General features: G+C 59.2%; 14 protein-coding genes. 10 read left to right on the forward strand and 4 right to left on the reverse strand.

Annotated elements, in window-relative coordinates; all coding sequences use genetic code 11:
* The first annotated feature begins 11 nt into the window (after positions 1–11).
* The 3 genes from ACWPWQ_RS17255 to ACWPWQ_RS17265 are packed head-to-tail and all read left to right on the forward strand — an operon-like array spanning position 12 to position 3,224.
* Positions 12–1,922: an ABC transporter ATP-binding protein gene (locus ACWPWQ_RS17255; RefSeq protein WP_371159417.1), complete on the forward strand. Its 1,911-nt coding sequence runs from the start codon at positions 12–14 to the stop codon at positions 1,920–1,922.
* Positions 1,915–2,376 carry a DUF2390 domain-containing protein gene (locus ACWPWQ_RS17260; RefSeq protein WP_162519175.1) on the forward strand — a complete coding sequence of 154 codons (462 nt, stop codon included), beginning with the start codon at positions 1,915–1,917 and terminating at the stop codon, positions 2,374–2,376. Before ACWPWQ_RS17255 ends, ACWPWQ_RS17260 begins: the two co-directional genes overlap by 8 nt.
* Entirely contained in the window at positions 2,370–3,224 is an 855-nt protein-coding gene (locus ACWPWQ_RS17265; RefSeq protein WP_005325910.1) for a 23S rRNA (adenine(2030)-N(6))-methyltransferase RlmJ, read from the forward strand. The genes ACWPWQ_RS17260 and ACWPWQ_RS17265 overlap by 7 nt, the downstream gene beginning before the upstream one ends.
* A gap of 81 nt (positions 3,225–3,305) precedes the next feature.
* Here ACWPWQ_RS17265 and ACWPWQ_RS17270 read toward each other — a convergent pair whose 3' ends face one another.
* Positions 3,306–3,512, reverse strand: coding sequence for a hypothetical protein (locus ACWPWQ_RS17270; RefSeq protein WP_319916290.1), 207 nt, complete (start codon positions 3,510–3,512; stop codon positions 3,306–3,308).
* Positions 3,513–3,693: 181 nt separating this feature from the next.
* Here ACWPWQ_RS17270 and ACWPWQ_RS17275 point away from each other — a divergent pair, with 181 nt between their 5' ends.
* The 7 genes from ACWPWQ_RS17275 to ACWPWQ_RS17305 all read left to right on the forward strand — a co-directional run bounded on the left by ACWPWQ_RS17275 (position 3,694) and on the right by ACWPWQ_RS17305 (position 9,085).
* The gene (locus ACWPWQ_RS17275) at positions 3,694–4,056 is read left to right on the forward strand and encodes a DUF2061 domain-containing protein (protein ID WP_454010344.1); all 363 of its coding nucleotides are present in this window, start codon (positions 3,694–3,696) and stop codon (positions 4,054–4,056) included.
* 563 nt (positions 4,057–4,619) lie between these two features.
* A complete protein-coding gene (locus ACWPWQ_RS17280) occupies positions 4,620–5,624 on the forward strand; it encodes a DUF4917 family protein (RefSeq protein ID WP_362843162.1) in 1,005 nt (334 codons plus the stop codon).
* An 88-nt stretch (positions 5,625–5,712) separates the two neighbouring features.
* Entirely contained in the window at positions 5,713–6,180 is a 468-nt protein-coding gene (locus ACWPWQ_RS17285; protein ID WP_454010345.1) for a hypothetical protein, read from the forward strand.
* Between the two features lie 265 nt (positions 6,181–6,445).
* Complete coding sequence (locus ACWPWQ_RS17290) at positions 6,446–7,000, forward strand: hypothetical protein (RefSeq protein ID WP_454010346.1); 555 nt, start codon at positions 6,446–6,448, stop codon at positions 6,998–7,000.
* Positions 7,001–7,253: 253 nt separating this feature from the next.
* On the forward strand, positions 7,254–7,685 hold the full coding sequence (locus tag ACWPWQ_RS17295; RefSeq protein WP_454010347.1) for a MerR family transcriptional regulator: 432 nt from the start codon (positions 7,254–7,256) through the stop codon (positions 7,683–7,685).
* A gap of 56 nt (positions 7,686–7,741) precedes the next feature.
* On the forward strand, positions 7,742–8,347 hold the full coding sequence (locus tag ACWPWQ_RS17300; RefSeq protein ID WP_454010348.1) for an NAD(P)H-dependent oxidoreductase: 606 nt from the start codon (positions 7,742–7,744) through the stop codon (positions 8,345–8,347).
* A gap of 147 nt (positions 8,348–8,494) precedes the next feature.
* Positions 8,495–9,085 (forward strand): MliC family protein, encoded by a 591-nt coding sequence (locus ACWPWQ_RS17305; protein ID WP_454010349.1) that lies wholly within the window; start codon positions 8,495–8,497, stop codon positions 9,083–9,085.
* 62 nt (positions 9,086–9,147) lie between these two features.
* Here ACWPWQ_RS17305 and putP read toward each other — a convergent pair whose 3' ends face one another.
* From putP to ACWPWQ_RS17320, 3 genes are all read right to left on the reverse strand, one after another.
* Positions 9,148–10,662, reverse strand: a complete 1,515-nt coding sequence (gene putP / locus ACWPWQ_RS17310) for a sodium/proline symporter PutP (protein ID WP_429110558.1) — start codon at positions 10,660–10,662, stop codon at positions 9,148–9,150.
* Between the two features lie 264 nt (positions 10,663–10,926).
* Positions 10,927–11,853 carry a L,D-transpeptidase family protein gene (locus tag ACWPWQ_RS17315; RefSeq protein WP_454010350.1) on the reverse strand — a complete coding sequence of 309 codons (927 nt, stop codon included), beginning with the start codon at positions 11,851–11,853 and terminating at the stop codon, positions 10,927–10,929.
* A gap of 174 nt (positions 11,854–12,027) precedes the next feature.
* Positions 12,028–13,269 carry a mechanosensitive ion channel family protein gene (locus ACWPWQ_RS17320; protein WP_265436582.1) on the reverse strand — a complete coding sequence of 414 codons (1,242 nt, stop codon included), beginning with the start codon at positions 13,267–13,269 and terminating at the stop codon, positions 12,028–12,030.
* Positions 13,270–13,401: the final 132 nt, after the last annotated feature.

A 13,401-nucleotide genomic window follows, 5' to 3' on the forward strand; every position in this document is an offset into this window, starting at 1 on the left:
CAGATCCATCCATGATAGTTGCCAGTCAAATCGAACTGATCCGCGGCGGCCGCACGCTGCTGGACAACGCGTCCGCCACCATACACCCCGGCCACAAGGTGGGCCTGGTGGGCAAGAACGGCTGTGGCAAGTCCACCTTCTTTGCGCTGGTGCGGGGCGAGCTGGCCATCGACAACGGCAGCTTCAGCCTGCCCGCCGGCTGGCAGATTGCCGGCGTGGCCCAGGAGACCCCGGCGCTGGACTGCTCCGCGCTGGAGTACGTGGTCGATGGCGACAAGGAGTTCCGCGCCCTCGAAGCCCAGCTGGCCCAGGCCGAGGCGGATGACAATGGCCTCCTGGTCGCCGAGCTGCACGGCAGGCTCGACACCATAGGCGCCTACAGCATCCGCGCCCGCGCCGCCGAGCTGCTGCACGGGCTGGGCTTTGGTGGCGATCAGCTCGACTCGCCGGTAAGGAGCTTCTCCGGTGGCTGGCGCATGCGCCTGAACCTGGCCCAGGCCCTGCTGTGCCGCTCCGATCTGCTGCTGCTCGATGAACCGACCAACCACCTGGATCTCGACGCCGTCATCTGGCTGGAGAAGTGGCTCAAGGGCTATCAGGGCACGCTGGTGCTGATTTCGCACGACCGCGACTTCCTCGATTCGGTCATCAACCGCATCATCCACATCGAGAACGGCAAGCTCAACGAATACACCGGCGGCTACTCCGACTTCGAACTGCAGCGCGCCGAGCAGCTGGCCCAGCAGCAGTCCATGTACGAGAAGCAGCAGCGGGAGATGTCCCACATGCAGGCCTATGTGGACCGCTTCCGCTACAAGGCCTCCAAGGCCCGTCAGGCCCAGAGCCGGTTGAAAGCCATGGAGCGGATGGAGAAGATCCTGCCCGCCCACGCCGACTCCGAGTTCAGCTTCGAGTTTCGCGAGCCCTCGGCCCTGCCGACCCCCCTCATCGCCATGGAGAACCTGTGCGCCGGTTACGGTGACAAGGTGATCCTGGAGAAGATAAAGATGAACCTGGTGCCGGGCTCGCGCATCGGCCTGCTGGGGCGCAACGGCGCCGGCAAGTCCACCTTCATCAAGATGCTGTCGGGCTCCAATGCGCCGCTCTCGGGCAAGCTGGAGGTGAGCGCCGGGGTCAGCATCGGCTACTTCGCCCAGCATCAGCTCGAAACCCTGCGTCTGGACGATACCCCCCTCGATCACCTGGCTCGCCTCGCGCCGGACAAGTCCGAGCAGGAGCTGCGCAACTACCTCGGCAGCTTCGGCTTCCACGGCGACAAGGCGCTGGACAAGGTGGCCCCCTTCTCCGGCGGCGAGAAGGCGCGGCTGGTGCTGGCCCTCATCACCTGGCAAAAACCGAACCTGCTGCTGCTGGATGAACCGACCAACCACCTGGATCTGGAGATGCGCCACGCCCTCACCATGGCGCTGCAAGGCTTCGAGGGCGCCATGGTAGTGGTCTCTCACGACCGTCACCTGCTGCGCACCACCACGGATGACTTCTATCTGGTCCACGGTGGCCGGGTCGAACCGTTCGACGGCGATCTGGACGACTACCACAAGTGGCTCGGGGAGCAGGAGAAAGAGGCCAACGCCAAGCCGGTGGACGGCCCCGTCTCCGCCAACTCGGCGGTGGCACGCAAGGATCAGAAGCGGCTCGAGGCCCAGTTCCGCCAGCAGACCCGGCCCCTGCGCCAGAAGCTGGAGAAGCTCGAGGCCAGCATGGAGAAGCTGCAGGGCAAGCTTGGCGACATCGAGAGCCAGCTGGCCGATCCCGCCATCTACGAAGAGAGCGCCAAGGGCAAGCTCTCCGAGCTGCTCAAGTCCCAGGGCCCCCTCAAGGAGCAGCTGGAAGAGGTGGAGCTGGAGTGGATGAGCCTCAGTGAGGAGCTGGAAACCATGGAGCAGGCCTTCTTTGCGTGACGAACAGCTGATGGCAAGCGAGCGGGTCGCCGTGCACGAGCTGCCGACGCCGCTCGGCTTCTGGCACTGGAGCGGCAAGGTCTATGGCCAGCGCAGCCAGGACTGGCTCGAGGTGCAGAGCCAGGGTGGCAACGTCAATCTGGCGCTCCTGCTGCATCATCTGGACTTGCTCGGCATCCCGGTCGACCTCACCGATCTGCAACCGGCCCTGGTCCAGACCGAGGCCGTGCTGCTCCCCTGGCGCACCCTGCGCCAGCAAGCCAAGGCACGGCTGGCCGAGGAGGAGTACCAGGCCATGCTGGCCCACGAGCTGGAGCTGGAGCGGCTGCAACAAGGGGTCCTGCTGCAGACCCTGCGCGGCCTCTCCCTGTTTCGTGGCAAGAGCCACAACCTGTTGAACTATCTATCGTTACTGGGTGCCCAGCAGGGCCCCCTCAGAGACCTAATATGCTGAGCTATCGCCACGCCTTTCACGCCGGCAACCATGCCGACGTGCTGAAACACGCCGTCCAGGCCCTGATCATCGAGTCCCTCAAGAAGAAGGAGAAGCCCTTCATCGTGCTGGACACCCATGCCGGCGGCGGTCTCTACGACCTGCGCGGCGACTGGTCCCAGAAGAAGGCGGAGTACGCCGACGGCATAGGCCGCCTGTGGGACGAGCGGGCCCAATGGTCCGCCATGGCCCCCTATCTTGGCGTCATCGAAGAGATGAATAGCGATGGTCAGCTGCACTACTACCCGGGTTCGCCGGAGCTGTCGCGCCGTCTCGCCCGCGATCAGGACAAGCTGGCGCTGATGGAGCTGCACAACAACGAGGTGGAGGATCTTCGCGCCAACATGGGGTATGACCCCCGCGTCGCCGTGCACCATCGCGACGGTTTCGAGGGGCTGGTGGCCCTGCTGCCGCCGACGCCGCGCCGGGGGCTGGTGCTGATCGACCCTCCCTATGAGCTGAAGGAAGATTACTTCGCCGTGGTCGATACCCTGAAAAAGGCGCAGAAGCGCTGGGCCACCGGCATCTACGCCCTCTGGTATCCCATCCTCGGCCAGGAGGCGGACAAGTCCCGCGACATGCTCAAGGCGATCAAGCGGGAAAACTTCGGCAACGTCCTGGTGGCGGAGCTCGAAGTGGCCGGCCAGACCGCCGATTGGGGCATGAACGGCTCCGGCATGCTGATCGTCAGCCCCCCCTGGATGCTGGACGAGCAGATCGAAGCCTTCCTCAAACCCCTGTGCGCCAAGCTGGCACAAGGCGCCGGTGCCCAGTACAGGGTGGAGTGGCTCAACAAGGCAGCCGACTGAACCCCTTACCGACCGCAAACATGACAAAGCCCCGAAAGGGGCTTTTCTCTCTCTGCCGTTGCCGGGATGACGCCGCTCGCCTCAGGCCCTGACGGGCATATCCCGCCAGAGTGCCAGAATGAGCAGCGCCGGCAGGGCGAAGGGCGGTACCAGGCAGAGCAGCACGCACAGGACGGTGACAAGCACGGGGTGGCGGCTCTTGCGCCGGGCCAGTCGCCAGGCCACGACGCCGACAAGGATCATCAGCAGCAGGATAAACAGCCCAAACAGGGTGGAGTTGATGGTCATGAAAGCTCCTTTTTCATGGCAAAAGGCACACTCTAGCGCCGCCATGGCCCCAGGCAAGTCCCCAATCTGGTGGCTTCTCCCCCGGTCGATAGGCTTTTTCTATTTAGCTGATAGATGAGAATGGTTTTCATTTGATGTGATTCTGGGTGATACTGCCTTCATCGCCAGAGGAGACACCATCATGAAAAAGACCATCAGCTTCGCCATCCTGCACTTCAGTGTCGCCTTCACCGTGGCTTATCTGCTGACCGGCGAACTGCTCACCGCCAGCCTGATCGCCCTGATCGAGCCCGCCGTCAACACGGTCGCCTTCTACTTCCACGACCTTGGCTGGCACAAGCTCAAGCCCAATCACAGCCTGCAGGCCAAGACCAGCAGCTTCGCCCTGGTCCACTTCTCGGTGGCCTTCGCCGTCGCCTACCTGCTGAGCGGCGAGCTGCTCACCGGCGGCGTGATGGCACTGATCGAACCTGCCATCAACACAGTCGTCTTCTTCTTCCACGAGCGGCTGTGGCGCAGCCGCCAGACATTGGCGCTGGCGTAAGGGAGGGCGACCAGCCCTTCCCCTTCACGAGCTGCCATAACAGCCGCCAACCCCTGGTGCTGGCCTAAAAGGCAACCGGCCCCATGAGCCCAATGAGGGGGCATAGCCCCCTCTTGCAGACCCGGGGCACCGACGCATCCCTTGCCATAGCAGCTCATTCTTTGATCCCGCCCGAAAATCCATCACCCTGCCCTTCCCCTCGGCGCCACCCCCGCTAACATACCCGAATGGCAATATATGCCTCGTTGGAGTCACCCATGAGCCACGCCATCCCCCAAGCGCAGCCAAATAGCAGCACACTGGAAGCTGAAATCCAGTGCGGTAGCCATGCCGGCGTTTGCTATGGCCAAGGTCACACTGATTTTCTATACAGTCGTCATGATTGCGCAAAAAGAAGAGGTCAAGCGAATACAATCAGCTTCAGAGGTAGGCAGGTAAATAATTGATTTAAAATGTTATTTATAAATCCCTGAATCAAAGTGAAGCGGAGTTAGATAGAAGGCGGTATTAATGTGTTAGTACCGCCCTCCATCTAATCACTGTTATACCCCAAGGAGAAACCTGTGCCGGAATCACAAATTGATCATCACTTATTAGATTGGCAAGAAATCGAAGGTGATGGCTGGGAATCTTTACTTCTTGGCAATGGTTTCAGTATAAATATTTGGGAGCGTTTTGGTTACAACAGCCTTTACGAAGTTGCTCAGAGTAACGATATCGAAACAACCTTAAGCCAAGAAAGTATTGCGCTATTCGACCATATAGGTAGTTCAAACTTCGAGGATGTTCTGAGAATCCTTTATCACGCTAAGCTTGTAGACCAACAGCTCGGAAATCCGCAACACGATCAAATCGACCAGCTTTATACAAATACAAAAAACTCCCTTGCAGCAGCTGTAAACTACGCGCACGTCCCACCTGACTTCGCCAGTATACCTGCTATAAATCAGTCCTTAAGAAGCTTCAAGAATGTATTTACAACCAATTATGATCTAATTCCGTATTGGTCAATAATGCGCGAAGAAACCTGGCGCTTCAAAGACATGTTTTGGGGTGAAGGTAGCACTTTTGATATCACTGATACGGCAGTCGTTGCGGACAGGTGCACTATCCACTATCTGCATGGCGCAGTACATTTAGTAGAGAAATCAAATGGTAAAACAAAAAAATTAACCACCAACGGCATTGCACGACTGGCCGATCTTTTCGATCTTGCACATCCCGAACAGTTTCCACTTTTTATCTCAGAAGGCAGTTCAGAATGGAAGCTATCTAGAATCAAGAGGAACGATTACTTACGTTTCTCATACGAAAAACTATGCAAATCAACCGATAATCTAGTTGTAGTTGGGCACTCACTTCACAAAGACTATGACCAACATATTATCGATGCCATAAATCAAAGTCCGCTTAAGCGTATAGCAATCAGCGTATGGCCACATCAAAATCAAGCCAGCATTCTGTCATTCAAGTCCCGACTACACCAAGAACTCACCGATAAAGAGCTTTATTTCTTTAACTCTGAAACACACCCCATGGGCAGTCCTAATCTCAGAGTTGGCGTATAACAATACGCTCAAATCGCTCACTTCGTTCGCTGGGACGGGCTAAAGCTCGCACCTTAGCTTAATCGTTAGAAGCCATACGGAGTCCGTCTTGCAAACAAAAGACTACATAACACTAGCGCTTTCACTGATCGCCATTTCTGTATCGTTCTACAACTTATACATTCAACAGTTCCGCCGGAGAGAGCACCTTACCGGCGCAATGTTCTCAACAGGAATAATCGACTCTGTTTTTGATAGAAAAATGGAGTATGTATTAAGCAACACTGGTGACGTTCAACTTGCTATTAAACAGGTTGAATTGCTCATAGACGGTAGAATTTTAAACTCAGAAGCCACAGGAATCCCTGTAATTCTCAAGCCAGGAGACGTTGCGCTGGTTGATATATTTTACAAAGAAGCAGAAACAGAAGATGAATCCATAACAGAAGTTGAGTTCGGCGTATTCTCCGCCAAAGGAAATGGCTATCGCCTCCCACACAACCATCGCGAAGATACTAAAGACCCAAACAGTATATGGGACTCTTTTGAACTAAAAAAACTTCACAAAGGCTTCTAACAATGCGCTCAAATCGTTCGCTTCGCTCACTGGGACGGACTAAAGCCCGCCCCTTAGCTTAATCGTTATAAGCCTCAAGGAAGGCAAGGTATAGGTGAAGAATTCTGAGAACTTTAAAACCGTTTAGTGGGGAATCCTCGTTATTGTAATAGGGTTCTATTTGTATGGAAGGTATCCAAAGCTCATCGAGGGAAACCCTTCTTATTTCGACGTTGTTGTGTTTGTAATCTGGATTGGCGTCTGTCTTGCGCCAATAATCCAAGAGATGGATTTGTTTGGAGTAAAACTAAAACAGCAAATCGATGATTTAAAGAAAGATGTAAGTCATCAACTTTCCATACTTAAAACAGAAATCAAGTCATCGATTGAAGTATCAAATGCAAACAGCAACCAGATATATTTTCAATCTGGTGCAGTGCCTCCAAAAGATTCTGAGATACCAGATCTATCAGAGCAGATACAACGCACGCTGGATAAGATGGGTATAACAGCAGCGCAAGACGACGCTTATGATTACGGAGTTGACCCAATCCATGTTGAAATGTTTAAGGTGCGATTGTCTTTTGAAAACCTTTTGCGCGAATATTCAGATATTGATGATAAATATCGCCATAGGTACTCAGTTGGTAAGCTCTTAAATGACCTACGAAACTATGAGGCAATATCCAAGAATGTTCTTCATGGCGTAATGGAGGTTATATCTGTTTGTAACTATGCAGTTCATGGGGAACCCCTTTCAAAAGCTCAGATAGCTTTCGTCAGAGAATCTGCTCCAGGGTTGCTTAAGGCATTAAAAAATGAATTGCAAAGCGGCTTATAACAAGGCATTGCAGCGGACAAGCCGCTGAATGCGGCGTTATACCTCAAATTGCCAATGCTTGAGCAATAAAAATAATAAAAATACTAGGACACCCACCATCTAGATAGCAGACTTGCCTGACAAGGTGGGTGTCCTCTGTCAGCCATCCCCTGCCAATCCAACTCTCCCCTCTCCCACGGGGATTCAATCCCCCCTGCCGCTGGCCTATAGTGGGCTCCTTTCACACCACCTTTGCGAGTTTGCGAGCAGCACCATGTATATCGGCGAATTTGCCCGGCTGGCGGGCACCACTCCCAAGGCTGTCCGTCTCTACGAGCAGCTCGGCCTGCTGCCCGAGCCCAGGCGGCGCGGCAAGTATCGCGTCTACCGGGCCGAGGATCTGGAGTGGGTCGGCTTTATCCGCGAGGCCCAGCGGCTCGGCTGCAAATTGGGCGAGCTGGTCCCCTTGCTGGCGGGCCTCACCAGCCTCGCCGAGTTTCCCTGGCAGAAGGTGGAGCAGCTTATCGCGGGCAAGCTGGCGCAGATCGAGGCCGAGGTGGTCAGGCTGCAACGCCAGCATCAATCCCTGACCCAGTGCGCCAAGTTGCTGGCGCAGCACCCCTGCCGCTATGGCGATCCCGTCCCGCGCGACCCCGAATCGCAGCTTCATCAGAGGGATGCAGGGCAGGCGCACAAGGTGGCTTGACTCTGTCCCATGGGACAAGGGGTGTAATGAGGGCTCACTTCATCAGGAGCCACACCATGACACCCAAGCTGCTTATCATCAACGGCAACCCCAAACCCGACAGCCTCTGCCATGCCCTGGCCCGGGAGTATGCCCGCAGCGCCGAGGAGGGCGGCGCAGAGGTCACCCTGCATCACGTGGGGGAACTCGCCTTCGAGCCGGATCTGCACCATGGCTATGACGAGGCGCAGCCCCTCGAGCCCGATCTGCAGGCATTGCAGCAGAGCCTGAAGCAGGCTCACCATCTGGTGATCGTCGCCCCCCTCTGGTGGGGCCACCTGCCGGCCCGGCTCAAGGGGTTGCTGGACAGGGTGCTGCTCTCGGGGTTTGCCTTTCGTTATCAGGAAGGCAAGGCGCTTCCCGAGCGCCTGCTCGCCGGCAAGACGGCGCGCCTGCTGCTCACCATGGACAGCCCTGTCTGGTACTACCGCTGGTGGCTGGGCTCCCCCGTCGAGCGCACTCTCGCCAAGCCGGTGCTGGGGCTATGCGGCATCCGGCTGACCCATCGCCAGCATCTGGGGCCTGTCCATACCGCCAGCGAGCGGGAGCGACAGCGCTGGCTGGGGCGGGCGGCGGCCGCGGCCCGCAGTGATGCGCAGCGGCTGGCGCGGCGGCGACCCTGAGTCAGGGCGGCGACGACCTGATGACCATTGTTGTCGGCAGCGGTGCCCGAAGAGGCGGGCAAGGGAGCCTGGGGTGAAAAAGTCCTCGGCGGCCCGGCGCCCTTGTGCTGTAGTAAGTGGGAATCCCCTCTTGCTGGAGCCTTTTCGATGACCAAGATGTTGCTGGGCACCCTCGCCTTGATGCCGCTGCTGGCCAGTGCCGCCACCCCTTCCTTTGATTGCGCCAAGGCCCACAGCGCGGCCGAGCAGCTTATCTGCCAGGACGCCGGGCTGGCGGCGCTGGATAACGAACTCGCCGCCCTCTACCCCAAGGCGCTGAGTCAGCTGTCGGCCGAGCAGCAGAAGACGGAGAAGGCGATGCAGCGCGGCTGGATCAAGGGGCGCAACGAGTGCTGGAAAGAGAGCGACTCGCGCCAATGCGTGGAGGAGAGCTACCAGCTGCGCATCACAGAGCTGCAGATAAAGGGGGGCCAGCTGAGGGTGCCAAGCCCGGTCGACTACCAGTGCGACGGCGGGATCCGGCTCTCGACCTACTTCTACAACGAGGCCAAGCGGCCCACCGCCGTGATCAACCTGAGCGAGGGGACGCAGCAGTCGCAGGTGCTCGCCTTTGAAGCCCCCAGCGCCAGCGGTGCCCGTTACGAGGGGCAGAATCTCACGCTGCTGACCAAGGGGAACGAAGCCAGGCTGGAGCGTTATGACCAAGCCGCCCTGCAGTGCCGCGTCAGCGGCCAATAAGCCCGCCCCGCCCATGAAAAAGCCCCGCAGTTGCGGGGCTTTTTTTATTCAGCGTGCGTGATTTATCTCACCATGACCGGCTCAGCCGAGACAGGGGGAGCCTGGAACTCGCGCTCGGCCTCATCGAAGCGATCCAGCATCGCCTTGGAGGGGGCCTTGTCCAGCAGGCTGAACACCACTATCGCCAGGGTGGCGAAGACGAAGCCCGGGATGATCTCGTACAGACCCAGCCAGCCGAACTGCTTCCAGACGATGACGGTCAGGGCACCGGCCAGCATGCCGGCCAGGGCGCCGTTGCGGGTCATGCGCGACCAGAGCACCGAGAGCAGCACCACGGGGCCGAAGGCGGCACCGAAGCCGGCCCAGGCGTAGCTCACCAGCCCCAGTACCCGGTTCTCCGGGTTCACGGCCACGGCGATGGCGATGAGGGAGATCACCAGCACCATGGCGCGGCCGACCCACACCAGCTCTTTCTGGGAGGCGTTCTTGCGCAGGAAGGGCTTGTAGAGATCCTCCGTGATGGCGCTGGAGCAGACCAGCAGCTGACAGCTCAGGGTACTCATCACCGCCGCCAGGATGGCGGAGAGCAGCACGCCGGCAATCCAGGGGTTGAACAGTATCTTGGAGAGCTCGATGAAGACGCGCTCCGGGTTGCCGGTGACGCCGGCGGCCTGCTCGGTGAAGGTGGAGAAGTAGGAGAGGCCGAAGAAGCCGATGGCCACGGCGCCGCCGAGGCAGAACACCATCCAGGTCATGCTGATGCGACGGGCGCTGGCCATGGAGTGGTGGGAGTCCGCCGCCATGAAGCGCGCCAGTATGTGCGGCTGGCCGAAGTACCCCAGGCCCCAGGCCATCAGGGAGATGATGGCGATGAAGTCCAGATTCTTGAACATGTCGAGGTTGCTGGCGTTCTGCGCCGCCACCTGCACCATGGCGGTGTCGATGCCGCCGACCGCGATGATGACGAACACAGGGGTCAGGATCAGGGCGAAGATCATCAGGGTGGCCTGCACCGTATCTGTCCAGCTCACCGCGAGGAAGCCGCCGAAGAAGGTGTAGGTGATGGTAGCCGCGGCACCGACCCAGAGGGCGGTGTCATAGCTCATGCCGAAGGTGCTCTCGAACAGGCGGGCACCGGCCACCACGCCGGAGGCGCAGTAGATGGTGAAGAACAGCAGGATCACCAGGGCGGAGAGGATGCGCAGCACCCGGCTCTTGTCCTCGAAACGGTAGGTGAAGTAGTCCGGCAGGGTCAGGGCGTTGCGGTTCTTCTCGGTGTGAACCCGCAGCCGACCGGCCACCCAGCGCCAGTTGAAGTAGGCACCTATGGTGAGGCCGATGGCGATCCAGCTCTCGGAGATGCCGCCGATGAAGACGGCGCCCGGCAGGCCCATCAGGAGCCAGCCACTCATGTCGGAGGCCCCGGCGGAGAGGGCGGTCACCCAGCTCCCCATGCGGCGGCCGCCGAGAATGTAGTCGTCAAAGTTCTGGGTGGCGCGATAGGCGATAAAGCCGATCAGGACCATACCCAGGATGTACACCAGAAAGGTGATGAGCATTGGGGTGCTAGCTGTCATTCAAAACTCCGTTATGTGACTCTTGTACCCGTTCTCGCGACGGGCTCTTCCTTAAAAAACCGGCCTAGATTAATCAGCAGATCGCCTGATCACAACCACTTTTAACAAATAAAAAACACAGAGAAAACGTTTCACACCTAATCAAGTAACCAATCAAGAGCGGTTAGGCCGGATTTTATCCCGACACTGCAAAGACTTACCCTCCTTTACGCATCATAAAAAAGCCCCGACCTTGGCCGGGGCTCGACATCGAGGACAACCGGATCAGCGGTTGATGGCGATGGGCATGCCGCTGCGCTGCTCCAGGGCCTGCTTGACCAGCTGGGAGTCGCTGTCCGCGTGGGCGATGAAACGGGTCACCGCGGTGGACATGGGCAAGGGTGCCGGCAGGCTGGAGTTGAACTCCTCCTGGCTGCGGGAGAGGGGCTGGTGCACTTCCAGATAGCGACGACCATCCGGCTCGACCGAGGCCTTGATCGGCTGGTTCACGAACTGGACACGGGTGCCGACCGGTACCTGCTTGAACAGGTACTCGATGTCGTCGTTACGCAGCCGCACGCAGCCGTGGCTCACCCGCAGGCCGATGCCGAACTGGGCATTGGTGCCGTGGATGGCGTACATCTTGCCGATGTAGAGCGCAAACAGCCCCATGGGGTTGTCCGGGCCGGCCGGCCAGACCGCAGGCAGGGTCTCGCCACGGGCGGCGTACTCGGCGTGCATCTTGGCGGTCGGGGTCCAGGTCGGGCCCGCCTTCTTGCGCTGCACGCTGGTCACCCAGTCTTCCGGGGTGTCGGTGCCGAGCTGGCCGATGCCGATGGGCAGCACTTCCACCACCTTCTTGCCTTTGGGGTAGTAGTAGAGGCGCATCTCGGCGACGTTCAGCACTATGCCCTCGCGGGGGGCATCCGGCAGGATCAGCTGGTGCGGCACGACCAGCTTCTCGCCCGCCTGCAGCAGCAGGGGATCCGCCTTGGGGTTGGCTTCCAGCATGTTGGTCAATCCCAGCTGGAACTTGGCCGCGGCCGCTTCCAGGGGCTGGCCCGCCTCTTCGGCCGGCACCACGTATTCCAGGTTCTCGCCCACCAGGCGGCTGTTGGCCGCAGGCAGGGCATATTCGACGGCAAGCACGGGCGTGGCGGTCAGGAGCAGGCTGCAGCACAGTGCAGCCGCCGTGTTGTAGAGGAGCTTCATAACTTTCCTGTGATATTGGGGTGATTCAGCACTCTGGCCGGGGCGTGCGCGCCCGGGGCGAAGAGAAGGCCGCCATTTTTCTCCTCTGCACCGCAAATTTCAACCGACACGTGGTGACGGGTCGATGATTAATATGGCGTTTTCCCCTGGCCTCATCCTGCAACAAGAATCAAATCACCCGTTCTTCCAGGCGTGCATGTCATAACCGGTTGGAGATTGATGCAACCGCAGATGAAATTGCCCGATAATGGCGAATATATGGTCGAATATATCGGCCTGGATCCCTTCGTAATCGGCCCAGGCGGTGGTCGCCGTGAAGCAGTAGATCTCCAGGGGCAGGCCGTCGGAAGTCGGTGCCAGCTGGCGCACCATCAGGGTCATGTCCTTGCGAATGCCGGAGTGGGCACGCAGGTAGGCATCCAGATAGGCGCGCAGGGTGCCGAGGTTGGTGAGGTGACGGCCATTGATGGGGCAGCTGATGGCGTCGCTGAGTTGCTGGTTGTAGCTGCTCAGCTCCTGTTCCTTGCGGCTGAGATAGGGGGCCAGCAACCTGGCCTGCTTGAGCTGCAACTGCTCCTCGGCGGTCAGGAAGCGCACGCTGGTCATGTCGATGTTGACACTGCGCTTGATGCGCCGGCCACCGGATTCCGTCATCCCCTGCCAGTTCTTGAAGGAGTCGGAGATGAGGGCATAGGTGGGAATGGTGGTGATGGTCTTGTCCCAGTTCGACACCTTGACCGTGGTGAGGCCGATGTCGGTCACCTCGCCATCGGCGCCGTACTTGTCCATCTGCAGCCAGTCACCGACGCTCAGCATGCGGTTGGCGGAGAGCTGGATCCCGGCCACCAGACCGAGGATGGGGTCCTTGAACACCAGCATCAGCACCGCTGTCATGGCCCCCAGGCCGCTGAACAGGAAGAGCGGCGACTTGCCGAGCAGCAGGGCTATCATCAGGATGCCGACCAGGATGCTGGCCACCAGTTTCACCCCCTGGAAGATGCCGCGCAGGGGCAGATCCCGCCCGAGCCGGGTATGGCGACTCACCGACAGCAGGCAGTCGAGCAGGGCAAACAGGGCGAGCAGCAGGAACAGCAGGATCCAGAGCTGGGCCAGCATCTCGATAAGCTGCAGGCTGTCGGACTCCCTGGGCAGCCAGATCTCCGCCTGACCGAGCAGCACGGCCCCCTGCAGCACCAGGGCGAGCCGGTAGAAGAGCCGCTGCTGCAACTGGGGCGGCAGCCACACCTGCTTGGTCTTGCCGAGCAGCCCCACCAGGCGCACCAGCAGGATGCGGTGCAGCACCAGGTGCAGTGCCAACCCGGTCAGCACGATGAAGCCCAGGGCGATCACCAGCGCCATCATGGCGGTAACCTCCACCCCGAGACCGGACAACCAGTTGAAAAATATTTCCTTCATCTCTACCTCTGCGACGTGAAACTGCGGTCAGGGTACGTATCTGGCCCCCCATGTCAAATGACAGCTTGCTCAACGAGCCCCCGAAACGACAACGCCCGGCAGAGGCCGGGCGTTGATTCGCTGCGAGGTGGC

The sequence above is a fragment of the Aeromonas sp. Marseille-Q7275 genome (genome assembly GCF_965119515.1).